Raw genomic sequence first — 21,528 nt, 5'->3', positions numbered from 1 at the left:
ACCCTTAAACGACCCCTGTAATAACCCCTGTTGGAGACCTAACGATGCAATCTCGCAAGCTGTCGCTTATGTCGTTCGCCGTTGCGGCGATCGCGTTCGCTTTCACAATGGACGCACACGCGGCGACGCTCGCCGTGAGCACCGTACTTGCCCCGATCGATTTCGCCGCGCATGGCCTGGGCGCCCTCGGCATCGGATCAATCGCACTGGCCGGCGCGAACGCCGACACAGTGAAGCACGCGGCAACGAAGTTTTTCCGCATCGCTGTCGAAGGCGCGACCACGGACGGCCGCAACATTTCGCGCGAATGGCTCACGCAAATGGCGAAGAACTACAGCCCTGAGCTGTACGGCGCACGCCTGAATCTCGAACACTATCGCGGCATCATTCCCGATGGCCCGTTCAAGGCATACGGCGACGTTCTCGCACTCGAAACCCGCGACGAAACGGGCGTGCTCGCTGGAAAGCTCGGCCTCTATGCGCAAATTGCACCGACGCCCGAACTCGTCGCACTGACGAAGGCCAAGCAAAAAATCTATACCTCGTGCGAAGTCGACCCGTCTTTCGCCGACACCAAGCAAGCGTATTTGGTCGGCCTGGCCGTGACCGATAGCCCCGCGAGCCTCGGCACTGAAATCCTTTCCTTCGCAGCTCAAAACCCGGCGGCCTCGCCGTTCGCTGGTCGCAAGGTAAGCCCGACGAACCTCTTTACGGTCGCCGACGAAACAGTGATCGAGCTGGAAGCGGACCCGGCGCCGGCTACGCCCTCGCTGTTCGCTCGCGTTGCCGAGCTGCTCGGCCTGGCGAAAGAGAAGGGCGCGAAAGACGACACGCGATTCGCTGACGTAACGCAAGCGGTCGAAGCGATCGCCACGCACGGCAACGAACAGGCGGCGACATTGGCCGCGCTGCAAGAGACCGTCGCCGAGCTGACGGCCGCCGGCGAGCGCGATCGCCAAGCGTTCTCAGAGCTGCAAATACAGCTCTCGACAACCGGCAACGGGCAACCCCTGCGGCCGGCGGCAACCGGCGCCAACGCCGATATCAAAACCGACTGCTAAACCGACGCCCTCGGCACTTCCTCGACCCTTGGAGTAACACACAACATGCAGAATAAAACCCGCCTCGCTTTCAATGCCTACCTGGAAGCAATCGCGCAGCTCAACGGCGTGCCGAGCGCGGCCGCAAAGTTTGCGGTCGACCCGAGCGTGCAACAAAAGCTCGAAACGCGCATGCAGGAATCGAGCACGTTCCTGTCGAAAATCAACGTGATGCCGGTATCGGAACAACAGGGCGAAAAGCTCGGCCTCGGCATCGGCGGCCCGATCGCGAGCACCACCGACACGAAGGTGAAAGACCGCGAAACGACCGACCCGACCGATATCGACTCGCACAAGTATTTCGCCTCGCAAACGAACTTCGATTCGCATGTGCCGTATGCGAAGCTCGACGCCTGGGCGAAGTTTGCGGACTTTCAAACCCGCTTGCGCGACGCGATCGTGCAACGCATGGCGCTCGATCGCATCACGATCGGATTCAACGGCAAGACGCGCGCGGCGACGTCCAATCGCGGCACAAACCCCTTGCTGCAAGACGTGAATATCGGATGGCTGCAAGCGTATCGCGATCAAGCTGCGGCCCGCGTGATGGCCGAGGGCAAGGCCGCCGGTAAGGTGCAAGTCGGCGCCGGCGGTGATTACGCGAACCTCGACGCCCTGGTGTATGACGCGGTGAATAGCCTGGTTGACGCATGGCACCGCGAGGATACGGCGCTCGTCGTGATCTGCGGCCGCGAGCTGCTGCACGATAAGTATTTCCCGATTCTGAACCAGGACAACAAGCCGAGCGAGCAAGCGGCGGCCGACATGATCGTGAGTCAGAAGCGCATCGGCGGCTTGCCGGCTGTGTCCGTTCCTTACTTCCCGGCCAACGCCATGATGGTGCAACGCCTCGATAACTTGTCGATCTACTGGCAAGAGGGCGCACGCCGTCGCACGATCGTCGACAACGCCAAGCGCGACCGTATCGAGAACTTCGAATCGAGCAACGATGCGTATGTCGTCGAAGATTTCGGCGCTGGTTGCATGGTCGAAAACATCACGGCGGTCTAATGATGAAAAGCCCCGCCCAACGCCACTTTGAACGCGTGTCGGCCGAACAAGCTGCGGCATCGGCCGCGCCTGGCGAATCCCTCGCCGGCGCGAACGCATACGAGCTGATGCTTGTGAAGCTGTCGACCGACCGGCGCCGCTTGAAGTCGATTGCCTCGATCGAGCAAAAGATCAAGGTAAAGCGCGACGAGCTGTTACCCGAATACGTCGACTACGTGACCGGCTCATTAAGTGGCGGGCGGGGCGCTCAAGACGACGTTTTAACCACGGTGATGATCTGGCGCATCGATGCGGGCGACTACGCCGGCGCGCTCGATATCGCCCGGTATGCGATCAAACATCGAATGACCTTGCCCGATCAATACGACCGGCCGCTCGCGACCGCGATCGCCGAGGAATTCGCCGAGGCGGCACTCGCGGATTTCAAAAAGGGCATTGCGATCGATTTCGTGCAGCTCGGCGAAGTCGCGGAACTCACCGCGCCGGCCGATATGCACGACCAGGTGCGCGCCAAGATGCACAAGGCGATCGGCTACGCCGTGCAAAGCACCGATAGCGCGCTCGCCCTCCGACACCTACGCCGTGCGCTCGAACTCGATTCGCGCGTCGGCGTGAAGCAAGACATTGCTCGTATTGAGAAAGCGAGCAACGCGGCCGGCTAATACCGACCGCACGTAACGAGCCCCCCCCCGGCTGGGCGGCGCCGGCCGACGAAATGCAACGCCTGACGGTTACGCATTTCCGACGCCGGCCCACCGCCCACATTTTCCGAGCTGAAACCATGACGAGTTTTAACGCGATCGCCGCGCCGAGCATTACCCCCGAACCGAACCCGCCGGCCGCGTCGCTGATCGTCGAAAACATCGATTGGTTTCCGCCTATTGACCTGGCCGCCATGCGCGAAGCGGTGCGCCTCGATGGCACGGTGACACATGCCCGCTTGCGCGATGCGGTGATCGCCGCAATCGACGAAGTAAATCGCGAGCTGTCGACCTGGCGAGCTGCGCACCAGGCGGCGAACGTCGCAAGCCTGGCCGAGCTGCCGGCCGACAAAATCGGCGATGAGAGCGTGCAGCTCGCGCGATATCGCCGTGCGGTGCATTACCTCGCGCGTGCGGACCTGACCGAAAAATATCGCGACTTTGATAGCACGAAGTCGGGCGCCGCTGATGCCGACGAGCTGGCGACAACGATCGACGCCGATCGCCGCAACGCGCGCCACGCGATCAACGATATGCGCGGCCTCTCGCGCACAACGATAGAGCTGATCTGATGCGCGTTTATGCACAACAGGGCGATACCGTCGATTCCCTTTGTTATCGCCACTACGGGCGCACGCGGGGCGTCGTGGAGGCAACCCTCGAATTGAATGCAGGGCTTGCGGACCTCGGCCCGATATTGCCGCACGGCCAAGCCGTCGACTTGCCAGATGCACCGAACGATCAACCAACCATCTCAACCGTGAAACTTTGGGATTAACCAGGAGTGCGCCGCTATGGCCGAACCTAGTACCGCGCTCGCCGTCGCATCGGCCAGCATTGGCATTGCCAGCTTGTTTCCTGGCGTCGACGGTAACGCACTGATCGGCGCATTCGCTGGCGCCGCGCTCGTCGTCGTGACCTCGAAAGACTTATCGATCGGCAAGCGTTTCGCCTACCTGGTGATTTCGACTATTGCCGGATACCTGGCCGCGTCCGATGTCGTGCAGTGGACGCCGTTAAAGGGCACGGGCGTTGCCGCGTTTTTCGCTGCTGCGCTGGCGATAACGGTAACGCTTCAACTGATCGAACGCGTGAAAACGTTCGACCTGTTGGCGTTGTTCAAAAGGGGCTGACCTATGCACAACCCTCTCGCATTGATCGCGCTAATCGCCTACATCATCGCGGCGTTTCGCATCCTCACATACCGCCGAGACGGGGCGCGCTATCGGCATCACGTCGCCTGGTTTGCATGGCTCTTGCTCGTGGTCCTGGGCGGCTCTGCGATCGAGCTGGCTATCCACGCTAAGGCGATCGGCGTATTCGAAGCCGTGCGAGCGATCCTTTTTACGATTCTCGTTTTTGGCGCGCGGGGCAATGTCGCGCGTCTGCTTAGGAGCGAATAACAATGATTCTGAGATACGGCGATATAGGCGACGATGTTGCATTGCTTCAAAAGCGCCTCACGCGTGCGGGCTTTCCGGTCGATGAGACTCACATTTTCGACCATGCAACCGAATCCGCGGTGATGACGCTGCAATGCGCTCGCGGCCTGGTGATCGATGGCATTGTCGGCCCGAAAACGCTTATCGCTCTGCCAGGCCTGGCGCTGCCGTCACACCTGAGAGATTCCGACCTGGTGAAAGCGGCCGGCACCCTGGGCGTGTCTGTCGCGGCCGTGCGCGCCGTGAATGAAGTCGAATCACGCGGACAAGGTTTCTTGCCTGACGGCCGGCCGAAGATCCTTTTCGAGCGCCACAAGTTTTATCAAGCCCTGGCCGATCGCAAGATCGACCCGGCGCCGCTCGCCGTGAAATATCCGAACATCGTATCGAGCACCGCCGGCGGATACCTGGGCGGTGCGGCCGAGTATTCACGCCTCGCCCTGGCCGAACGCATCAACTCGGACGCGGCGCACGAGTCGGCGAGCTGGGGCGCGTTTCAAATCATGGGCTTTCACTGGAAACGCTTGCAGTATTCGAGCGTCACTGATTTCGTCGCACGCATGGAGCAAAGCGAAGGCGATCACCTCGACGCGTTCGTGCGCTTTATCGCGGCCGACACGGCCTTGCTCGCGGCGCTGAAGGGTAGGAAGTGGGCGGCCTTCGCCAAGGGCTACAACGGCCCGGATTACGCGCGAAACCTGTACGACTCGAAGCTCGCCCAGGCCTATGCGAAATACGACGAGCGCGAAAAGGCGGCGGCATGAATGCGATCGCCGCTCGCTTGGTTGCGTGCGTCGTGGCGGCCCTGACGCTCGCCGGCGCCTGGTTCTATGTCCAAGCCTTACGCGGCGACCTGGCGGCCGCCCAAGACGCCGCACGCACCGCGCAAGAGACGGTCGACCGGCGCGACGCCACGATCGTGCAACTACAGAAAAACGAACGCGAGCACGCCCGCCAGCTCGCGCAGCTCGAACGCACCCGCCAGGGCGTCGCGGCGGACCTGGCCGCTCGTGAATCCGAACTAGAGGCTTTGAAGCATGAAAGCGAAACCGTGCGCGCCTGGGCTGATGGCGCTATTCCTGATGACGTTGTGCGCCTGTACACAAGCCCCGCGCTCACCGGAACCGCCGACCTCCTTTCAACAGTGCGCGCCGATAACGGCATGCACGATGCCGGCAATGTCGCCGCGCCGTAACGGCGACCTGGCGCACGCGCTCGACCTGGCGCGCGCTGCCTGGGGCGATTGTGCGGCCCGCGTCGATATGGTTGTCGCTTGTCAGGCGCACAACCTGGCCGGCGCCGAGGGGGGCACTCATGAATAAGGCCGCCAGCTTTCGAAAGGCGATGGCCTCGGCCGTTCCTTCGCTCAACGATGACCCCGACAAGCTGCTCGTTTTCATCGATCAAGGGCGCATCGTCGCCACGGCCGCGCCGTCGCTGTCGTTCGAATATCGTTTCGTGCTCAATGCGATCCTGCTCGACTTCGCGGGCGACGCCGACACGATTTTCGTCGCGCTGATGGCCTGGGTTCAACGCAATCAATCCGACCTACTCGCCAACGTCGACGAGCGGGCGAACGGCATCACTTTCGAAGTCGATCACCTGACGCAATCAACGTTTGACCTGTCTATCAAGCTCTCGCTTACCGAGGGCGTGATCGTCGACACCGACCAGGCCGGCGCGCACACGATCACGCATATCGACGAGCCTGTGCCCGAATGGAACCTTGATACGCTGTTCGCCGGCAATGGATGAACTTCACGCCCTCGAAGCCTGGGCGGGGCGTTTGCTCGCCAAGCTCGACGCGCCCGCCAGGCGCGCGGCGTTGCGCGATATCGCGCGCGAGCTGCGCCGCACTCAAACGGCGCGCATCGCACAGCAAAAGAACCCGGACGGTAGCGCCTACAAACCCCGCAAGCCAAGGCACGAAAAACAACTGCGCGATAAGAAAGGCCGCATCAAAAACGGGGCGATGTTTGCGAAGCTGCGCCAGGCGAAATATCTGCGCGCCGAATCCGACGCGGTTAGCCTGACTGTCGGGTTTTCTGATCGCATTGCGCGCGTTGCTCGCGTGCATCAATACGGCTTAATCGATCGCGTCGCAAAGGGCGGCCCTGAGCACAAATACGATGCCCGCGTGCTGGTCGGATTTAGCGAGGCTGATCGCGACATGATTCGCGATATGTTGCTTAAACACATCGTCAAATAACCATTCGGCTTTCTAACTATGTACCCAAGGCGCGAACAACTGCGCTTTGTCGACTCGCGCGTGCGTGCTCGGCACCATTGGGGAATGAACTCAAACGAATCCACACGCCAATTTTTGAACGGCATACGCAAAGGCACCGTGATAGGTCTGGCCGGCGCGTTATGTCGCGTAGAGAGCGGCGATTTAACTACCGACTGGATTCAATGGTTCGTGCCTTGTGCCGGAGAAACGATCGAGTGGCTTGCGCCCTCGATCGGCGAAGGCGTGATGCTGGTGTGCCCGAGCGGCGACCCGGCGCAAGCCGTCGCACTGCGCGGTTTCTATACCGAGGATTTCGAATCGCCGAGCCTCGACCCTAATAAACACATTCGGCGATACCGCGATGGCGCGTTCGTCGAATACGACTTTTCCGCCCACATTCTCAACGTCGATTTGCCCGCCGGCGCAACGGTCAATGTCACCGCCCCCGACGCGGTGAATATCAATACGAAAACCGCCAACGTAAAGGCCGACAAGGTAACGCTCGATGCTGATGTCGAAGTTACGCGCTCGATGGTCGTGAAAGGCCCGTTTTCATTTGAAAGCGGCGTGAGCGGAAAGGCCGGCACAAGCGGCGGCCCCGCAATGGTCATTTCCGGCACCGTCGCCGTAAGCGATGACGTGATCGCCGGCGGCAAGAGCGGCGCGCATCACTCGCACATGGAACAGGGCGACGGCAAACCAGTGAGCGAACCGATATGAAAGGAATGAACGCCAAGACCGGCCGCGCAACGTTCGGCCTGTCACACCTGTATCAATCGATCGAAAAGATTCTGACGACCCCACTCGGCACGCGCATCGCTCGCCGCAATTTTGGTTCCGAGCTGCCCGACCTGGTTGACGCCCCGAACAACCTCGCGACCCGCGTGCGCCTGTATGCCGCTGTTGCGACTGCGCTGATGCAATGGGAACCCCGCTTGCGGCTTTCCCGCGTGCAGCTCTCGACGGACGTGAGCGAGACGGGCGCGGGCGTGCAAGTGCTCGACATTGAAGGCACGACAACCGAATCGGGCGACCAGGTATCGACCCGTGTGCAGCTCACGAACGGCGGTGCGGCATGAGCGCGACCCCGATCGATCTCTCGCGCCTACCCGTTCCGGCTGTCGTCGAAGTCATCGACTACGAAACGTTGCTCGCCGAGCGCAAGGCGAAACTCGTCTCGCTTTATCCGGCCGACGATCAAGCCGAAGTCGCGGCCGCGCTCGAACTCGAGTCGGAGCCGATGAACATTCAATTGCAGGAAAGCACGTATCGCGAAGTCGTCTTGCGTCAACGCGTCAACGATGCCGCGCGCGCCGTAATGCTCGCCTACGCGGTCAAAGAGGATCTAGACCAGGTAGCGGCCCTGTTCGGTATCAAGCGCCTCACCATCGTCGAACCTGACCCGGCAAACGACATTGAGGGCGTCTACGAAGAGGACACCGACTTGCGAAAGCGCACGCAGCTCGCCCCGCAAGGCTATTCGGTAGCCGGCCCCGAGGGCGCGTATATCTCGCATGCGTTGAACACTGACGGCCGCGTGCTCGATGCCTCGGCCACGAGTCCCGCGCCGTGCGAAGTCGTTGTCACGATCCTGTCGCGCGAAGGCGACGGCACCGCATCGCAAGAGCTGGTCGACAAGGTAACGGCCGCCCTGCAAGCCGACAACGTGCGCCCGTTGACCGATGAAGTAACGGTTCGCGGTGCGCAAATCCTGCGCTACCAGGCACGCGCCACGCTCGTTTTCTTCGCCGGCCCCGATCGCTCGGTCGTGCTCAAGGAAGCGCAAAAACGCACGGCCGCATATACGGACGAAATGCACCGTATGGGCATGGAAATAACCGAGGATGGTTTGTTCTCGGCGATGCGTGCGCCAGGAGTCCAAAAAGTAAAACTCATTTCGCCGATCGGCGGCATTGCTGTATCGAAAGCGCAAGCGGCTTATTGCGAGTTGATCGAGCTGATCGACGGCGGTGTTTATGACGGGGGCACGGAATGAGCAAGCTACTCGCCCCGAACTCGACCACCACCGAGCGCAACCTCGCCACGGTCAACGCCCGCATATCGGATATCCCTACGCCGATCACGGCCCTGATGAACCCCGACACGATCCCGCTCGCGTTGCTGCCCTGGCTTGCTTGGCACCTGGGGATCGATGCGTGGAAAGACTATTGGCCCGAGCAAGTGAAGCGCGCCCGCGTGAAGGCCGCTATCTCGATCGCCCGCAAAAACGGCACCGCTGCGGCCGTGCGCGAAGTCGTCGCCGCGTTCGGCGGAAACATCGCGTTACGCGAATGGTTTGAGATGCAACCCAAGGGCAAGCCGGGAACATTCGACGTTGTGTTGACTGTTGGATCACGCGCCGGCGAAGCACCGACCGCCGAATACATAGCCGACATCATCGCGGAAATCGACCGGACCAAGCCCGTGCGCGCGCACTACTCATTCACCCAGGGTTTCGGCATGCAAAGCGCGCTCGGCGTTGCCGGCGCCTTGCGGCCGGCCCTGTATCGCCGTCTTTCTTTCACGGATCAATAAACATGGCCGGAAATCTTTTCACTGTCACTGATGCCGGTAGAGCTGCCCTTGTCTCGGCCGGCAATACGGGCACGGCTGCGCACAAAGTCACGCAAATCGGCGTGAGCACTGTTGCCTTTGACTCGACCGACAAGACGCTCAAAGTGCTGCCAGGCGAGCGCAAGCGCATTGCTACGCTTGCCGGCGATAACGTCGCGGCCGACATGATCCACGTAACGCTCAAAGACGATACGGACGATGAATACACGCTCTATGGTTTCGGCCTGTACTTCGAAAACGGCGTGCTGTTTGGCACCTACAGCCAGGCCACGCCGATTATGGAAAAGTCGCCGGCGGCAATGCTTTTGCTCGCGGCTGATATGGCGTTCAAATCGATCGACACGGCGCAGATATCTTTCGGCGATGCGACTTTCACGAACCCGCCGGCGACCACCGATCGACAAGGCGTTGTCCAATTGGCGACGAACGCCCAGGCGATCACCGGCACCGACACGCAACGCGCAGTCACGCCGGCCGGTTTGCAAGCAACCCTCGGCCCCGCGCTCGCGACGAAATCGAATGTCGGCCACCGTCACGCAATCGTCGAAGTCGACGGACTGCAATCGGCGCTCGATGCAAAGCTGAATTTGTCCGGCGGCACGCTGACCGGCGGATTGTCACTGTATGGCGGTGCGGGAAAGAACTACAGCGCCGGCCTTGCTCTCAACGCTGACGGTTACGCCCCGGTTATTCGCGCGTCGAAAGCATCGGGCGGTGCAATCGAAGTCGTCAACGGCGCCGGTAGCACGGTCAATATGACCCTTGCCGAATCGGGCTTGATGACTCTGCGCACTCGCCCGAATTGGGGTAATACGCCCTGGGACGATGGGAATTTCAACCCGGCCTCACGCGTCGCCAAAACCGGCGATCGCATGAGCGGCGATCTGTATATCGATAGCGGCGCCGTGCGTGTGAGCGGATGGGCCGGAAACACAAATGCGGGTATCGCGTTTCTGAACGCTGCCGCGACTCGCTATGTGCAATACGACGGGGCTAGTTACATCATGCCTGGCGCCGATCTATACACCGGCCCTAGCGCGTCGCGCGTTTGGCATGCGGGCAACTTCAACCCGGCCGCCTATCAACCAGCCGGCAACTATCAACCGGCGGGAAGCTATCAGGCGGCCGGCGACTACCTGCGCAATCACGCCTATAACACCACGCAATCCCTTTACCTCAACTCGTCTTCACCGCCCTCGATCGCTGCGATTTCCTCGTCGAACAATAGCGATAACGTTGCGCTCACAATCGGCACAGACGGCAATCAAGCGGCATCCGCCGTTATCCAGTTTCACCGCCAAGGCGCATGGGCTGCCTATTTCGGCCTCGATACAGACAATCAATGGGCGGTCGGCGGCCGCTCGATGGGGAACGTTCGATATCGCCTTTGGCACGAGGGCAATTTGACGCCCTCGAACTATGCCCCGGTTCGCAACTTTAGCAACCGAAATTCCGGGTATGTCGGCTCTGACACCGTGCAATCAATCGTCATCAATTGGGACGGCAATTTTCGTGCGTACGTCGACGGCACGATCGGCTCGGCGCTATGGGGTTCGCACAATTTTGACCCCAATGGGAAGGCAGATAAGAGCGCACAAGTGCAATGGGGAAGCGGCATTTCAGAACTCGCCGGAGTCGTGACCGGCGCCGATGTGACGATGGACGCCGGCGCCCCTTGGGTATTGCAAGGCTTGCGCACGGTCGGCGGTAACAACCGAATTTATATGCGCATCGTTTGGCTGAGGAACCAATAACCATGATTACACACGATCAACTCGCTCATTCGATTGAGCAAGAGCTTGGGCTTAAGCATGGCGTCGATTTTCTCGTCGCTCACCCACTCGACCCCAAAGACGGCAAAACGCAATGTGCCGATGCCTACCTGTTTCGATGGGACAACAAAGAAGTACCGCAACCGAATATCGCTCTGATGAAGGCGCGATTTCACGAATGCCATTGCAACACCTTCCCAGGAAAAGAAGCGCGCGAGCGGCGCGACTACCTGCTCGCTCAAACCGATTGGACGCAAACCCCTGACGTACCGATCGCAGTGAAGGAGAAATACACCGCCTATCGCCAGGCGCTTCGCGACCTCACAAGCCAGGCCGGTTTCCCGACCTCGATCGACTGGCCTGTTTCACCGCAATAACCCCTTTTGACCAGGAGCACACGAAATGCCTTTGAAGAAAACCATACGTATCGCCGCTATCGGCGTGCCGGCCTCGTTTCACACCATTCGCCGTTACTCGGTCGACCTGGACGCAAAAGCGACCTATGTCGATATCGCAAGTTACTTCGATGAACAGGCTGCCCGCGACGGACTGCAATCGATCGGCATTGCGCAAGTCATGCTCGACACCACCCCCGACACCGGCGAAGACCATCGCGCATTCTGCGAGCACCAGCTCGCCGCGCCGATGCCGGCCGAACCCCTGAATCCGGCGATGGCCGGCAACCCGAATCGTTACCTGTTCGCCGACGCTGAAATCGTCGACTAACGCGCAAACGCTCCCGTTTCCCCTCACCTCAACGGACTAGGAAAACCCAATGCCTACGGATTACCACCACGGCGTAAGAGTGCTCGAAATCAACGAAGGCACGCGCCCGATTCGCACCGTATCAACGGCCGTTGTCGGCTTTGTTGCGACGGCCGAAGATGCCGACCCGCTCGCGTTCCCGCTCGACACGCCCGTGCTCATCACGAACGTGATCGCGGCTCAAGCGAAGGCCGGCAAGATCGGCACGTTGAGCAAAATCCTCAAGGCGATCGCCGCGCAGACGAAGCCGGTTTGTGTCGTCGTGCGCGTTGCTGCCGCCCAGGACGAAGCTGCAACCTCGGCCGCAATCATTGGCGGCGTCAGTGCTGACGGCAAATACACCGGCATGAATGCGTTGCTGGCTGCGCAAGCCAAGCTCGGCGTTAAACCGCGCATCCTGGGCGTGCCTGGTCTCGATACGTCTGAAGTCGCTGTTGCACTTGCCTCGATCGCGCAAAAGCTGCGCGGCTTTGCCTACGTGTCGGCCAACGGCGCCAAGACGAAGGAAGACGCGACCGCGTATCGCAAGACGTTCGCACAGCGCGAAGTAATGGTTATCTGGCCTGACTTCACCGCTTTCGACACCGTGACGAAGATCACGTCGACCCTGCCGGCCACCGCTGCAGCCCTCGGCTTGCGTGCCAAGATCGACGAGGAAACGGGCTGGCACAAGACGCTTTCTAACGTCCCGGTCAATGGCGTAACGGGTATCTCGCAAGACGTGTTTTTCGACCTGCAAGACCCGGCAACAGATGCGGGTTATTTGAACGAGCAAGACGTAACGACGCTCGTGAATCCTGGCAAGGGTTTTCGCTTTTGGGGTTCGCGTACCTGTTCATCCGATGCGTTGTTCGCGTTTGAGAACTACACGCGCACCGCGCAAGTGCTCGCCGACACGATGGCCGATGCACATCTCGAATACGTCGACAAGGACATGCACCCCTCACTCGTCCGTGACCTGATCGAAAGCATCAACCAGAAGTTTCGCGAGCTGGTCGCAAACGGCTATTTGATCGGCGGCTCGGCCTGGTACGACGAAGAACCGAACACCGTCGACTCGCTCAAGAGCGGAAAGCTCTACATCGATTACGACTACACGCCGGTCCCGCCGATCGAAAACCTGCAGCTGCGCCAGCGCATCACCGACCGTTACCTCGCCGACTTCGCCTCGCGCATTCAGGCCTAACCCGGTTCAACCAGGAGTAAGAAAACATGGCATTGCCGAAAAAGCTAAAGGCTTTCAACCTGTTCCAAAACGGCGAGAACTATCGCGGCGAAGTCACCGAAGTGACCCCGCCCAAGCTCACGCGAAAGATGGAGGACTATCGTTCCGGCGGCATGAATGGCCCGATCGGCATTGATTTCGGTAACGAAAAGATCGTGCTCGAATGGACGTGCGGCGGGATCATGCGCTCGGCCCTCGAACAGTACGGGATCATGAAACACGATGGCGTGCAGCTCCGTTTCGCGGGCGCATACCAGGGCGAGGACTCGGCCCGCCCCGATGCCGTCGAAATCGTCGTGCGTGGCCGACACACCGAAATCGACTTTGGCAACGGCAAGGCCGCCGACGATACGACGTTCAAAGTCTCGACGCAGTGCAGCTATTACAAGCTGACGATCAACGGCACGACGATTATCGAAATCGACTTTATCAACATGGTCGAAAAGGTGAACGGCGAGGACTTGCTCGCATCCGTGCGCAACGCTATCGGCCTCTAAGCCAGGCATTCACGTTTAAACCCGCCTCACTCGCCTGGTGAACGCCAGGCGAGCATTCAACACCCGAACCCATAGCAGAGAAAGCAAATGAACGAACAAGCGATCGACCAAGCCAACGAAGAAGCCAACCCGAACACCGTCGACCTCGATACGCCGATCACGCGCGGCGATCAAGTCATCAACTCGATCACGTTGCGCAAGCCCACCTCTGGCGAGCTGCGCGGCACGTCGCTTAATGCCCTGGTCAATCTGGACGTTGACGCCCTCGGCAAAGTCTTGCCGCGCATCGCAACGCCGACGCTGACGGCTTTTGATGTGAACTTGCTGGACCCGGCCGACCTGGTGCAATTGGGCGTGGTGTTTGCCGGTTTTTTGCTGCCGAAGCGGGCGAGCTAGAGCACGGCTTACCCGATCGCGTCGAAGAGGCGATGGCCGATATAGCGATCGTCTTTCACTGTTCGCCGTTCGGTATGGACGAGCTGACGCTCGGCGAATTGAGTGAGTGGAGAGAACGCGCCCGCGTGCGCAACGGAACGGAATAGATATGGCGAATGACCTGAAATTGCGCGTGCTGTTCGATATGGTCGACAACGCAACCAAGCCCCTCAAAGAGCTGATGAACGGTAACAAGGGGCTTGCCAAATCGTTGAAGGAAACACGCGGCGAACTCGGCCAGCTCAAGAAAGCGCAAAAGGATGTCGCCACATTCCGCGAGCTGCGCACCAGCCTCGACTCGACGACGACGCAGCTCGGCGCCGCACGCACCCGCGTTAAAGAGCTGGCGGGTTCGCTGCGTGCCTTTGGCCCACCGTCTCAGCAAATGATCGCCGACATGCAGCGCGCAAAGCGTGAGGCGGCATCGCTATCGGCCGAGCACAAAAAGCAATCCGCCGGCTTGCATGAGATGCGTGAGCGGCTTGGCGCGGCCGGCATCAATACCCGCAACCTGGCGCAGCACGAGCGCGAATTGCGCGCGAGCATCGCGGCGACTACTGGCACGATGACCGGTCAAATGCAAAAGCTCGACCAGCTCGCCGAGCGCGAGAAGCGCGTCGGCGCCGCTCGCGCCAAAATGAACCGCTTGCAAGGCACGGCCGCAAACATGGCGGTCGCCGGCTATGCCGCGAAGGCAACCGGCTCGCATATCCTCGGCGAAATCGGCGAAACGCTCGACGAGTCGAAGAAATTCGAAGTCGAAGCGATGAAGATAAAGGCGCTCGGCCTGGGCGATCACGCGACGGCCGACGCGCTGAAATACGTTAAGGCGATGAAGTCTTACGGCACGTCCACGACCGATAACCTCACGCTGATGCGCGATGCAATGACCATTTTTGCGGACGAGCATCACGCGCAAATGGTTATGCCTACGCTGGCGAAAATGAAGTTTGCAAACGAAGCTTTGTACGGCGCCGAGGACGGCCACGCCAACGAAGAAAAGTTTATGAACATGCTGAAGGTGATCGAGCTGCGCGGCGGCACGAAAAACGAAGCGACGTTTAAGGACGAAGCGAACATGGTTCAAAAAGTCATCACGGCCACCGGCGGCCGTGTTGGCGGCGACCAGTGGATGCAGTTCATTCAAACGGGCGGCGTTGCGGCAAAGCAAATGCGCAAGGACGCGTTTTATAACCAGATGGAACCGCTCATTCAGGAAATGGGCGGGCATGCGGTCGGCACCGGGCTTATGTCCGCATACAGCAATGTCTATCAGGGCAAGACGACCGTGCGCGCAGCGCGGCAAATGATGGACCTCGACTTGCTAGATAAAAACAAAGTCGAATTCAACAAGATCGGCATGGTTAAGCAAATCAAACCCGGCGCGCTGGCAGGCGGGGATCTGTTGAAGGCTTCGCCGCTCGAATGGCTGGAAAAGGTTCTATTGCCCAAGCTGGCCGCCAAGGGCATCACGGACCCGGACAAGGTTAAAGACATGATCGCGACGATTTTCACGAATCGCACCGCGTCGAATCTCTTTACGACCATGTACATGCAGAAGGACCAGATTCACAAAAACGAAAAGCTCAACGCCGGCGCCGATGGCATCGACGAGGGACATGCCAAGGCCCAAGCATTGACGCACGGCCACGAAATTGAGGCGCTTAAAAAACTAGCAGACATTAAGCGTGAAATCGGCGAAAAGGTTTCGCCGCTCTATAACCAAGGCCTGGCCGTCGCCGCGAGCCTTTTGTCGACACTCACCGGTTTTATGCAAGAGCACGGCACGGCCGCGAAAGTCGTGCTCGTGGCGCTTACTGCGCTCGCCGCTCTCATGGTCGGTGGGGGCATGCTTACGATCGCTCTCGCCGGCATTCTCGGCCCGCTCGCCCTGGTGAAATTCAGCATGGCGACGCTCGGCATGCAGGGCGGCATCCTGTCGCGCGTGCTCGCCCTGGGCGCGACTGACTGGCGAGTGTTTAGCTCGGCTGCTATGTTTGCCGGCCGCGCCATGCTGATGAATCCGATCGGCCTTGCAATCACCGCGATCGCGGCCGCTGCCCTGCTGATCTATACCTATTGGGAACCGATCAAGGCGTTTTTCGGCGGCCTGTGGGACCAGGTTAAACAAGCGTTCGCCGGCGGCCTATCGGGCATCGGCGCATTAATCGTCAACTGGTCCCCGCTCGGCTTGTTTTACCAGGCCTTTGCGGCGGTCCTGCAATGGTTTGGGATCGATATGCCGGCCAAGTTTTCCGAGTTTGGCGCGAACATCGTCGCCGGCCTGGTTAGCGGCATCACGAGCGGCCTCGGCGCGGTGAAAGATGCAATTACAAACGTCGCCGGGAGCACGGTCGAATGGTTCAAAGAAAAGCTCGGCATCCATAGCCCTTCGCGCGTTTTCGGCGAGCTGGGCAGGTTCATCACCCAGGGCGCCGCTATCGGCATGCAAAGCGAGCAAGGCCGCATCACAAAGGCCGCGGTCGGCCTGGCGACGCTCGCCGCGACTTCATTCGCCACGCCAGGCGCCCAGGCGGCCGACACGCCGCTCGGCGTGCCGAGCGTGTCTATTGACACCCGAGGACCGATCGCGGCCCGCCAGGCGCCCGGAATTTTGGCCGGCGGGGCATCGGCCGCCGGCGGCGACACCTACATTTTCAACATCACCGGCAACGATGCGAAATCGATCGGCGACCAGGTGCGCGCCGAGCTGCAAAAGATCGAGCGCACCAAGCAATCGCGCGTTACCTCGCGTCTGTCTGACTAAGCGGAGAAAAATAGATGCTGGCATCACTCGGACAATTCGTATTCGGCCTGTCGACGCTCGCTTACCAGGAGCTGCAACGGCGCACGAGCTGGAAGCATGCGAGCACGTCTCGCGTCGGCGCTCGCAACGCGCGCCAGTTCAACGGCCCAGGCGATGACACGATCACGCTCACCGGCTGGATCGCCCCCGATCAAGTCGGCAAGCTCGCGTCTATCGCCGAGCTGCGCACGATGGGCGACGCCGGCGATGCTTACGCCCTGGTCGACGGCACCGGCTCGGTTTATGGCGCCTTCATTATCGAAGGCCTCGACGAAGGGCAAACGCTGCACCAAAAGGACGGCACACCGAGGCGAGTCGAATTCACGATCACGCTCGTGCGTGTCGACGATGGACTCGTGCAAACCAAAACCAAAACGAACGAGACAACGGCATGAAACAACCGACGCCCGAATTTCACATCACGCTCGACGGCCGCGACCTCACGACAAAGATCGCCCCGCGTCTCGTGAGCATGGGCTTGTCTGAGTCGCGCTCGGACGAAGCCGACACGCTCGACCTGACGCTCGACGATAGCGACGGCAAGCTCGAAATTCCCCCGCGCGGCGCCTTGCTGCGCGTATCGCTAGGCTGGTCCGATACAGGCGTGATCGATAAGGGTAGTTTCACTGTCGACGAAGTGGAGCACGCGGGCGCCCCTGACGTGCTTACTATCCGCGCGCGATCGGCCTCGATGACTAAGGAAATGGGCGAGCGCATCGAAAGGAGTTGGCACGGCGAAACGCTCGGCGCGATCGTTCGAAAGATCGCCGGAAAACACAGCCTCAAACCCGCGATCGCCGACGCACTTTCAAAAGTATTGATCGCGCATATCGATCAAACGCACGAGTCGGATATGTCGTTTCTCACGCGCCTGGCGAAGCGTTACGACGCGGTGATGAACGTGAAAGACGCGAACTTGCTTTTCATGCCGATCGGACACGGCACGACCGCGAGCGGCAAGACACTTGAATCGATCGAGCTGACGCGTGCGAGCGGCGACTCGCATCGTTACCACGTTGCCGAGCGCGAGAACTATGCGGGCGTTCGAGCGCACTACCATGCAACCGGCCGAGCGAAACGCAAGTCTGTCGTTGTCGGCGGGGAAAATAATCACAGCATCAAGGTTTTGCCCGAAACGTATGCCACCGAAGCCGAGGCACGTGCGGCGGCAACGGCCGAGCTGAACCGCACGAAACGCAGTCAAGCGACGCTCGATTACACGCTCGCGCTCGGCCGCCCTGACCTTTACCCCGAGCTGCCGGTCTATCTGTCGGGCTTCAAACCTCAAATCGATGACGAGTCATGGCTCGTCAAGCGCGTTAAACATTCAGTGGGCGACGGCGGATTCACGACCGGCCTAGAACTCAAAATGCGCGACGACCCGACAAGCGATCGCCACCGCTCGCACTTTCGAAAGGTAAGCAAATAAACGCCGCCAAGCCTATGCAGCTTGGCTTTTTGTATGTACGCAAATCTGTCGAATTCGTTGCAAAAATGTTACAAAATACTTCACATACTTTCTAATACCTTACCATTGCGCACTAAATAACAACGGCCGTTGGTCAACGGCAGCGCTATGACGATTGGAACTCATTTTGTATGTATCTCTCTTGAACGCGCTAGAGAACGCCGCGCACTTATGGCACGGCAATTCCAGGCACACGGGATTGATGTTCAATTCTTTTCTGGCATTGAACCGCGCTCCCCCGCTGACGCCATTAACGAAAGCGATTTTTCGGCGCGCATGCGGCGATATGGCCGCCCTATGTCAGAAGGCGAAATTGGCTGCTATCTCAGCCATCGCGAAGTGTGGAAACAGCTTGTCGATTCGGGCGACGATGCTTGGTGCATCATGGAGGACGATATCGCGCTTCGCTCCGGGTTCGTCGCCACGGTTTGGGAGTTGGCTTCAAACCGGGATCATTGGGATGTTGTGCGCCTGATGGGACTGAACAGAAACGAGCGAATCCCCTATGCCAAGCTGCCTAGCGGAACTCAGCTCATGTGGATGGATCGGCAACCAGTTGGACTGCAGTGCTACATGTTGACGCGCGCGGGCGCCGCTGCTTTGCTGGCACACACGCATAAAATCGTGCATGCAATCGATACTGCGGTAGACCGACATTGGGAGCACAAGCTACGGCTGTTTGTTACCGAGCCGGAATATGTTGAGACAGTCGATATGGTCTCAACAGTCGGTTTCCGGCCTGGCATCACGTCGCTTTCGACGCGCGTTCGAGAGAAGATTTATCGTCGCATTGATAAAACGATGGCGGCCTTATACAACGCGAAGCGCCGCCCACAACGTCCAATCCACTTATCGCAGAATGCCATCTTTACCGAGCACCGGCAAAGGGACGCTCATGGTTTGAGCCTCATAGATCGCCAGTCCTAGTCCGCTCAAGAGCAAAGCAAACCAGCAATACCACCACACCCGCTTAGAAAGGCGTCGCTTTGAACGCGTTAGCTTCCAAGCTGCGATTACAGCGACGCCGCCAGCAAGAACTAGCGCAACTACGCCGATTAGCCTGCAGAGTCCGATTGTCGTAATCAGTCCAGCAAATCCCCAACCCGTGATGTAAGCGTCCTCTTCGCTTGGAGAAAGGGGGGCTCGTTTGTGTTCGTCCATAAGTCTTTTCGTTAGGTAGTTTTCAATTTGCCTACAGTATTTTAATAACGAATGACTCGCGCGGTCACTGACTCAGTGCAGCACGCACCAAAAACTTATATTTATCTTTCCATAAACTTATATACGACTTATAATTTCCAACATGAACAAAATCAACTGGACGTCGAAAGCAATCAAGCAGGCGCGCAAGCTCGATAGGCCCGTTCGTGTTGCAATCGTGGACGCGGTTGAACAACTGGCAGAGATGCCGGACTGCCAAAACGTGAAGGCGCTGACAAACCATCTCTACGGCTACCGTCTGCGAGTTGGTAACTACAGGGTACTTTTTGATTGGGATGGCTCGATCAAAATCGTCGAAATACAGGAAGTGAGGAAACGCGATGAACGCACCTACTAACATTCAAACGATCAACGGCCCGGACGGAAAGCCGGCCTTTGTCGTGATCCCCTATTCCGAGTACGTCGCGCAGCATGCGCGCGACAATGACTTGATCCCGCATGAAGTAGTGCGCCGCACGCTCGCCAATGACATACCGCCGGCGCGCGCATGGCGTGAACACCTGGGGCTAACGCAAGCAGAAGTTGCCGAACGGCTTGGCGTCTCTCAGTCGGCTTATGCACAGCAAGAAAGTAGTGCGCGCTTACGCGCTTCGTCTCGCGAGAAGATCGCCGGCGCGCTTGGTATTACGGCTGCGCAACTTGATTTCTGATCGGCACCGCGATCGAGAGCCGACTTACGAGGAAAGCATCGCGGACACTGAGCGCGCCCTACGCCACCGCATCAAGACCGCGCACGAATCCTTCGAACCCGGCTCCGACCAATTCAATGCGTGCCTTGGCAGTTGTTATACGGTGCTCGAAGGCGTTTCCCGAAACGTTGCTATCGCCCCCGCTGACGAAGCCCGCTTGCGGGCGCTTATCGAACGCGAGCGCCAATAGCGCAGGTGTATATAAGCCGATCGTTTTCTTTACTGTTTAGGTGGGGCGCCTAGCGCCCCTTTTTTCGCCCACTCGGTAAAGAAACCCCCAAACTCGTTAGCCCTCTAGCAAGCGTGCGTCAGATGCGCGAAGCAATACCCAATGAAGTCGACGGCGTCGGCCTGGTCGACGTCGATTACATCGGTTTCATAGTCCGGGTTATCGCACAGCAAGTGCAGCGCGCCCCCATACATGCGTTGCACCCGCCTCACTCGAAGGCTTTCACCGACTCGCACGATATACACGCCGTCAATGTCACGCGGCCGGCGATCGACCAGCACGACATCGCCATCGCTGATCGTCGGCGCCATGCAGTTTCCTGGTATGCGCATCGCAATCGTATCGGCCGTGCTCAACCCTTCGCGCTCGACCCACTCCCTCGGCAAGCGCATCGACCATTGCGCCGTTTCCCCGTCTATGAAACTTGGCATATCGAATGCTGGGAATTCGACATAGCCCGAATCAGGCGTGGCGGCCACCGGCGGATGCAAAAAGCTTTCCGGTTCCTCGATACCCGGCAAGCCTCGGCCAAGGATCAACCAATCAAGACTTACCCCGTGCTTTTCTGCGATCGCCGCGCACTCGGCATAGGGCACGCGATCGCGGATTTTCCATACCGCCGGCGTGCTGCGTGACGCGCCTATCGCCTCGGCAAGTTCGACGTCCTTACTTACCCCCACTACATCTTTCATTCTGTCGACGATGGCTTGAATAAGTGCCTTTTTTTCGTTCATTTCGCGGTCTAGAAATTACAGAAATGTATGTGCGTTAGCTAATAGTAAGGCATATAATTACACTTAGTAACATTCAAAACCAAGCTGTTACAAACTGAAATTGACTATGCCACTTCCTAACGCAACTCGATCGACCGCTAAACGCGTGCCGATCCCTATGAGTGCCGACGAAATCGACACCCTCCAACAACTTGCCGAGCGCGATCAACGCAGCGCCGCATCAATGGCCCGAATTATCTACCTCGCTGGCCTCGAACAATACGCGGCACGAAACAAAGCACGCGGCCGTCGCTAACCGTGTGACCGTGAAGGATCAAGGCCGGGGGCGGACTCCTTATCTGAACGGGTAGACAAAAGCCATGCGAATCACACTGAGCTGTCCACATTGCCGAAGCCGCGTGATTGCTCGAACGTCGCGCGAACTTTCGCCAACGATGCGCGAAATCACTTTCGTTTGTTTCGATCACGAATGCGGCCACACGTTTGTCGCGCAGCTTGAGGCAGTACGAACCCTCTCACCAAGCGCCAAGCCGAATCCGTTGGTCGGCCTACCTATGTCGCCGCATGTGCGAGAGCGGGTAATGAGCCAATTGCAATTAATTGACTGAGAGCCACAGTCACCGGGAGAA

31 protein-coding genes are annotated in these 21,528 nt (G+C 59.3%); 30 read left to right on the top strand and 1 reads right to left on the bottom strand.

From position 1 onward, the window contains the following. Nucleotides 1–44 precede the first annotated feature (44 nt). The 29 genes from ACMX25_RS01690 to ACMX25_RS01550 all read left to right on the top strand — a co-directional run bounded on the left by ACMX25_RS01690 (nucleotide 45) and on the right by ACMX25_RS01550 (nucleotide 19,897). Entirely contained in the window at nucleotides 45–1,061 is a 1,017-nt protein-coding gene (locus ACMX25_RS01690) for a GPO family capsid scaffolding protein (RefSeq protein WP_414947816.1), read from the top strand. A gap of 45 nt (nucleotides 1,062–1,106) precedes the next feature. Next, a complete protein-coding gene (locus tag ACMX25_RS01685; protein ID WP_414947815.1) occupies nucleotides 1,107–2,111 on the top strand; it encodes a phage major capsid protein, P2 family in 1,005 nt (334 codons plus the stop codon). Nucleotides 2,112–2,113: 2 nt separating this feature from the next. Further along, nucleotides 2,114–2,773 carry a phage terminase small subunit gene (gene gpM, locus ACMX25_RS01680; protein ID WP_414947942.1) on the top strand — a complete coding sequence of 220 codons (660 nt, stop codon included), beginning with the start codon at nucleotides 2,114–2,116 and terminating at the stop codon, nucleotides 2,771–2,773. A gap of 119 nt (nucleotides 2,774–2,892) precedes the next feature. After that, complete coding sequence (locus ACMX25_RS01675) at nucleotides 2,893–3,384, top strand: head completion/stabilization protein (RefSeq protein WP_414947814.1); 492 nt, start codon at nucleotides 2,893–2,895, stop codon at nucleotides 3,382–3,384. Continuing rightward, nucleotides 3,384–3,590 (top strand): tail protein X, encoded by a 207-nt coding sequence (locus ACMX25_RS01670; protein WP_414947813.1) that lies wholly within the window; start codon nucleotides 3,384–3,386, stop codon nucleotides 3,588–3,590. Before ACMX25_RS01675 ends, ACMX25_RS01670 begins: the two co-directional genes overlap by 1 nt. A gap of 16 nt (nucleotides 3,591–3,606) precedes the next feature. After that, nucleotides 3,607–3,945: a putative holin gene (locus ACMX25_RS01665; RefSeq protein ID WP_414947812.1), complete on the top strand. Its 339-nt coding sequence runs from the start codon at nucleotides 3,607–3,609 to the stop codon at nucleotides 3,943–3,945. A gap of 3 nt (nucleotides 3,946–3,948) precedes the next feature. Further along, nucleotides 3,949–4,215, top strand: a complete 267-nt coding sequence (locus tag ACMX25_RS01660; protein WP_414947811.1) for a phage holin family protein — start codon at nucleotides 3,949–3,951, stop codon at nucleotides 4,213–4,215. A 2-nt stretch (nucleotides 4,216–4,217) separates the two neighbouring features. Continuing rightward, entirely contained in the window at nucleotides 4,218–5,018 is an 801-nt protein-coding gene (locus ACMX25_RS01655; RefSeq protein ID WP_414947810.1) for an N-acetylmuramidase domain-containing protein, read from the top strand. Beyond that, on the top strand, nucleotides 5,015–5,449 hold the full coding sequence (gene lysB / locus ACMX25_RS01650; protein WP_414947809.1) for an Rz-like lysis system protein LysB: 435 nt from the start codon (nucleotides 5,015–5,017) through the stop codon (nucleotides 5,447–5,449). The genes ACMX25_RS01655 and lysB overlap by 4 nt, the downstream gene beginning before the upstream one ends. After that, a complete protein-coding gene (gene lysC / locus ACMX25_RS01645) occupies nucleotides 5,337–5,576 on the top strand; it encodes an Rz1-like lysis system protein LysC (RefSeq protein WP_414947808.1) in 240 nt (79 codons plus the stop codon). Before lysB ends, lysC begins: the two co-directional genes overlap by 113 nt. Further along, nucleotides 5,569–6,009: a phage tail protein gene (locus ACMX25_RS01640; RefSeq protein ID WP_414947807.1), complete on the top strand. Its 441-nt coding sequence runs from the start codon at nucleotides 5,569–5,571 to the stop codon at nucleotides 6,007–6,009. Before lysC ends, ACMX25_RS01640 begins: the two co-directional genes overlap by 8 nt. Beyond that, a complete protein-coding gene (locus tag ACMX25_RS01635) occupies nucleotides 6,002–6,463 on the top strand; it encodes a phage virion morphogenesis protein (RefSeq protein ID WP_414947806.1) in 462 nt (153 codons plus the stop codon). Before ACMX25_RS01640 ends, ACMX25_RS01635 begins: the two co-directional genes overlap by 8 nt. A gap of 84 nt (nucleotides 6,464–6,547) precedes the next feature. After that, nucleotides 6,548–7,204: a phage baseplate assembly protein V gene (locus tag ACMX25_RS01630; RefSeq protein WP_414947805.1), complete on the top strand. Its 657-nt coding sequence runs from the start codon at nucleotides 6,548–6,550 to the stop codon at nucleotides 7,202–7,204. Continuing rightward, nucleotides 7,201–7,563 (top strand): GPW/gp25 family protein, encoded by a 363-nt coding sequence (locus ACMX25_RS01625; protein WP_414947804.1) that lies wholly within the window; start codon nucleotides 7,201–7,203, stop codon nucleotides 7,561–7,563. The genes ACMX25_RS01630 and ACMX25_RS01625 overlap by 4 nt, the downstream gene beginning before the upstream one ends. Beyond that, complete coding sequence (locus ACMX25_RS01620; protein WP_414947803.1) at nucleotides 7,560–8,480, top strand: baseplate J/gp47 family protein; 921 nt, start codon at nucleotides 7,560–7,562, stop codon at nucleotides 8,478–8,480. The genes ACMX25_RS01625 and ACMX25_RS01620 overlap by 4 nt, the downstream gene beginning before the upstream one ends. Beyond that, the gene (locus ACMX25_RS01615) at nucleotides 8,477–9,019 is read left to right on the top strand and encodes a phage tail protein I (protein ID WP_414947802.1); all 543 of its coding nucleotides are present in this window, start codon (nucleotides 8,477–8,479) and stop codon (nucleotides 9,017–9,019) included. Before ACMX25_RS01620 ends, ACMX25_RS01615 begins: the two co-directional genes overlap by 4 nt. A 2-nt stretch (nucleotides 9,020–9,021) precedes the next feature. Continuing rightward, nucleotides 9,022–10,812: a hypothetical protein gene (locus ACMX25_RS01610; RefSeq protein WP_414947801.1), complete on the top strand. Its 1,791-nt coding sequence runs from the start codon at nucleotides 9,022–9,024 to the stop codon at nucleotides 10,810–10,812. Next, on the top strand, nucleotides 10,794–11,207 hold the full coding sequence (locus tag ACMX25_RS01605) for a tail fiber assembly protein (protein ID WP_414947800.1): 414 nt from the start codon (nucleotides 10,794–10,796) through the stop codon (nucleotides 11,205–11,207). Before ACMX25_RS01610 ends, ACMX25_RS01605 begins: the two co-directional genes overlap by 19 nt. Nucleotides 11,208–11,232: 25 nt before the next feature. Continuing rightward, on the top strand, nucleotides 11,233–11,556 hold the full coding sequence (locus ACMX25_RS01600; RefSeq protein WP_414947799.1) for a hypothetical protein: 324 nt from the start codon (nucleotides 11,233–11,235) through the stop codon (nucleotides 11,554–11,556). 49 nt (nucleotides 11,557–11,605) lie between these two features. Continuing rightward, entirely contained in the window at nucleotides 11,606–12,781 is a 1,176-nt protein-coding gene (locus ACMX25_RS01595) for a phage tail sheath protein (protein ID WP_414947798.1), read from the top strand. A gap of 26 nt (nucleotides 12,782–12,807) precedes the next feature. Then, entirely contained in the window at nucleotides 12,808–13,317 is a 510-nt protein-coding gene (locus ACMX25_RS01590) for a phage major tail tube protein (RefSeq protein WP_414947797.1), read from the top strand. A gap of 87 nt (nucleotides 13,318–13,404) precedes the next feature. After that, nucleotides 13,405–13,713 (top strand): phage tail assembly protein, encoded by a 309-nt coding sequence (locus ACMX25_RS01585; protein WP_414947796.1) that lies wholly within the window; start codon nucleotides 13,405–13,407, stop codon nucleotides 13,711–13,713. 32 nt (nucleotides 13,714–13,745) lie between these two features. Then, nucleotides 13,746–13,859: a GpE family phage tail protein gene (locus ACMX25_RS01580; protein WP_075643893.1), complete on the top strand. Its 114-nt coding sequence runs from the start codon at nucleotides 13,746–13,748 to the stop codon at nucleotides 13,857–13,859. Between the two features lie 2 nt (nucleotides 13,860–13,861). Continuing rightward, complete coding sequence (locus ACMX25_RS01575) at nucleotides 13,862–16,519, top strand: phage tail tape measure protein (protein WP_414947795.1); 2,658 nt, start codon at nucleotides 13,862–13,864, stop codon at nucleotides 16,517–16,519. 14 nt (nucleotides 16,520–16,533) lie between these two features. Then, complete coding sequence (locus ACMX25_RS01570; protein ID WP_414947794.1) at nucleotides 16,534–16,953, top strand: phage tail protein; 420 nt, start codon at nucleotides 16,534–16,536, stop codon at nucleotides 16,951–16,953. Further along, nucleotides 16,950–17,987 (top strand): phage late control D family protein, encoded by a 1,038-nt coding sequence (locus ACMX25_RS01565; RefSeq protein WP_414947793.1) that lies wholly within the window; start codon nucleotides 16,950–16,952, stop codon nucleotides 17,985–17,987. Before ACMX25_RS01570 ends, ACMX25_RS01565 begins: the two co-directional genes overlap by 4 nt. 147 nt (nucleotides 17,988–18,134) lie before the next feature. Then, nucleotides 18,135–18,953, top strand: coding sequence for a glycosyltransferase family 25 protein (locus tag ACMX25_RS01560; RefSeq protein ID WP_414947792.1), 819 nt, complete (start codon nucleotides 18,135–18,137; stop codon nucleotides 18,951–18,953). 376 nt (nucleotides 18,954–19,329) lie between these two features. Then, nucleotides 19,330–19,584, top strand: a complete 255-nt coding sequence (locus ACMX25_RS01555) for a type II toxin-antitoxin system RelE family toxin (RefSeq protein ID WP_414947791.1) — start codon at nucleotides 19,330–19,332, stop codon at nucleotides 19,582–19,584. Further along, on the top strand, nucleotides 19,568–19,897 hold the full coding sequence (locus ACMX25_RS01550) for a helix-turn-helix domain-containing protein (RefSeq protein ID WP_062084940.1): 330 nt from the start codon (nucleotides 19,568–19,570) through the stop codon (nucleotides 19,895–19,897). The genes ACMX25_RS01555 and ACMX25_RS01550 overlap by 17 nt, the downstream gene beginning before the upstream one ends. Nucleotides 19,898–20,230: 333 nt before the next feature. Here the strand turns inward: ACMX25_RS01550 and ACMX25_RS01545 are convergent, their stop codons facing one another. Next, nucleotides 20,231–20,899: a LexA family transcriptional regulator gene (locus ACMX25_RS01545; RefSeq protein WP_414947790.1), complete on the bottom strand. Its 669-nt coding sequence runs from the start codon at nucleotides 20,897–20,899 to the stop codon at nucleotides 20,231–20,233. A gap of 359 nt (nucleotides 20,900–21,258) precedes the next feature. On the opposite strand from ACMX25_RS01545, the gene ACMX25_RS01540 reads away from it, so the two are divergent. Further along, nucleotides 21,259–21,507: an Ogr/Delta-like zinc finger protein gene (locus tag ACMX25_RS01540; RefSeq protein WP_414947789.1), complete on the top strand. Its 249-nt coding sequence runs from the start codon at nucleotides 21,259–21,261 to the stop codon at nucleotides 21,505–21,507. The last annotated feature ends 21 nt before the right edge of the window (nucleotides 21,508–21,528 follow it).

The sequence above is a fragment of the Caballeronia eucalypticola genome, assembly GCF_047608185.1.
Lineage (GTDB): Bacteria > Pseudomonadota > Gammaproteobacteria > Burkholderiales > Burkholderiaceae > Caballeronia.
The sequence above is the reverse complement of the archived record's forward strand: the minus strand, read 5'-3'. Positions and strand labels throughout refer to the sequence as shown.

What these genes read in the sequence shown, in the direction of transcription:
- ACMX25_RS01625 (WP_414947804.1), top strand. Translation starts at nt 7,201, where the DNA reads ATGAAAGGAATGAACGCCAAGACCGGCCGCGCAACGTTCGGCCTGTCA.
- ACMX25_RS01610 (WP_414947801.1), top strand. Translation starts at nt 9,022, where the DNA reads ATGGCCGGAAATCTTTTCACTGTCACTGATGCCGGTAGAGCTGCCCTT.
- ACMX25_RS01540 (WP_414947789.1), top strand. Translation starts at nt 21,259, where the DNA reads ATGCGAATCACACTGAGCTGTCCACATTGCCGAAGCCGCGTGATTGCT.
- ACMX25_RS01675 (WP_414947814.1), top strand. Translation starts at nt 2,893, where the DNA reads ATGACGAGTTTTAACGCGATCGCCGCGCCGAGCATTACCCCCGAACCG.
- lysC (WP_414947808.1), top strand. Translation starts at nt 5,337, where the DNA reads ATGACGTTGTGCGCCTGTACACAAGCCCCGCGCTCACCGGAACCGCCG.
- ACMX25_RS01620 (WP_414947803.1), top strand. Translation starts at nt 7,560, where the DNA reads ATGAGCGCGACCCCGATCGATCTCTCGCGCCTACCCGTTCCGGCTGTC.
- ACMX25_RS01685 (WP_414947815.1), top strand. Translation starts at nt 1,107, where the DNA reads ATGCAGAATAAAACCCGCCTCGCTTTCAATGCCTACCTGGAAGCAATC.
- ACMX25_RS01670 (WP_414947813.1), top strand. Translation starts at nt 3,384, where the DNA reads ATGCGCGTTTATGCACAACAGGGCGATACCGTCGATTCCCTTTGTTAT.
- ACMX25_RS01655 (WP_414947810.1), top strand. Translation starts at nt 4,218, where the DNA reads ATGATTCTGAGATACGGCGATATAGGCGACGATGTTGCATTGCTTCAA.
- ACMX25_RS01595 (WP_414947798.1), top strand. Translation starts at nt 11,606, where the DNA reads ATGCCTACGGATTACCACCACGGCGTAAGAGTGCTCGAAATCAACGAA.
- ACMX25_RS01635 (WP_414947806.1), top strand. Translation starts at nt 6,002, where the DNA reads ATGGATGAACTTCACGCCCTCGAAGCCTGGGCGGGGCGTTTGCTCGCC.
- ACMX25_RS01545 (WP_414947790.1), bottom strand. Translation starts at nt 20,899, where the DNA reads ATGAACGAAAAAAAGGCACTTATTCAAGCCATCGTCGACAGAATGAAA.
- ACMX25_RS01600 (WP_414947799.1), top strand. Translation starts at nt 11,233, where the DNA reads ATGCCTTTGAAGAAAACCATACGTATCGCCGCTATCGGCGTGCCGGCC.
- ACMX25_RS01615 (WP_414947802.1), top strand. Translation starts at nt 8,477, where the DNA reads ATGAGCAAGCTACTCGCCCCGAACTCGACCACCACCGAGCGCAACCTC.
- ACMX25_RS01690 (WP_414947816.1), top strand. Translation starts at nt 45, where the DNA reads ATGCAATCTCGCAAGCTGTCGCTTATGTCGTTCGCCGTTGCGGCGATC.
- ACMX25_RS01565 (WP_414947793.1), top strand. Translation starts at nt 16,950, where the DNA reads ATGAAACAACCGACGCCCGAATTTCACATCACGCTCGACGGCCGCGAC.
- ACMX25_RS01575 (WP_414947795.1), top strand. Translation starts at nt 13,862, where the DNA reads ATGGCGAATGACCTGAAATTGCGCGTGCTGTTCGATATGGTCGACAAC.
- ACMX25_RS01630 (WP_414947805.1), top strand. Translation starts at nt 6,548, where the DNA reads ATGAACTCAAACGAATCCACACGCCAATTTTTGAACGGCATACGCAAA.
- ACMX25_RS01660 (WP_414947811.1), top strand. Translation starts at nt 3,949, where the DNA reads ATGCACAACCCTCTCGCATTGATCGCGCTAATCGCCTACATCATCGCG.
- gpM (WP_414947942.1), top strand. Translation starts at nt 2,114, where the DNA reads ATGAAAAGCCCCGCCCAACGCCACTTTGAACGCGTGTCGGCCGAACAA.
- ACMX25_RS01665 (WP_414947812.1), top strand. Translation starts at nt 3,607, where the DNA reads ATGGCCGAACCTAGTACCGCGCTCGCCGTCGCATCGGCCAGCATTGGC.
- ACMX25_RS01560 (WP_414947792.1), top strand. Translation starts at nt 18,135, where the DNA reads ATGACGATTGGAACTCATTTTGTATGTATCTCTCTTGAACGCGCTAGA.
- ACMX25_RS01580 (WP_075643893.1), top strand. Translation starts at nt 13,746, where the DNA reads ATGGCCGATATAGCGATCGTCTTTCACTGTTCGCCGTTCGGTATGGAC.
- ACMX25_RS01555 (WP_414947791.1), top strand. Translation starts at nt 19,330, where the DNA reads ATGAACAAAATCAACTGGACGTCGAAAGCAATCAAGCAGGCGCGCAAG.
- ACMX25_RS01585 (WP_414947796.1), top strand. Translation starts at nt 13,405, where the DNA reads ATGAACGAACAAGCGATCGACCAAGCCAACGAAGAAGCCAACCCGAAC.
- ACMX25_RS01640 (WP_414947807.1), top strand. Translation starts at nt 5,569, where the DNA reads ATGAATAAGGCCGCCAGCTTTCGAAAGGCGATGGCCTCGGCCGTTCCT.
- ACMX25_RS01550 (WP_062084940.1), top strand. Translation starts at nt 19,568, where the DNA reads ATGAACGCACCTACTAACATTCAAACGATCAACGGCCCGGACGGAAAG.
- lysB (WP_414947809.1), top strand. Translation starts at nt 5,015, where the DNA reads ATGAATGCGATCGCCGCTCGCTTGGTTGCGTGCGTCGTGGCGGCCCTG.
- ACMX25_RS01590 (WP_414947797.1), top strand. Translation starts at nt 12,808, where the DNA reads ATGGCATTGCCGAAAAAGCTAAAGGCTTTCAACCTGTTCCAAAACGGC.
- ACMX25_RS01570 (WP_414947794.1), top strand. Translation starts at nt 16,534, where the DNA reads ATGCTGGCATCACTCGGACAATTCGTATTCGGCCTGTCGACGCTCGCT.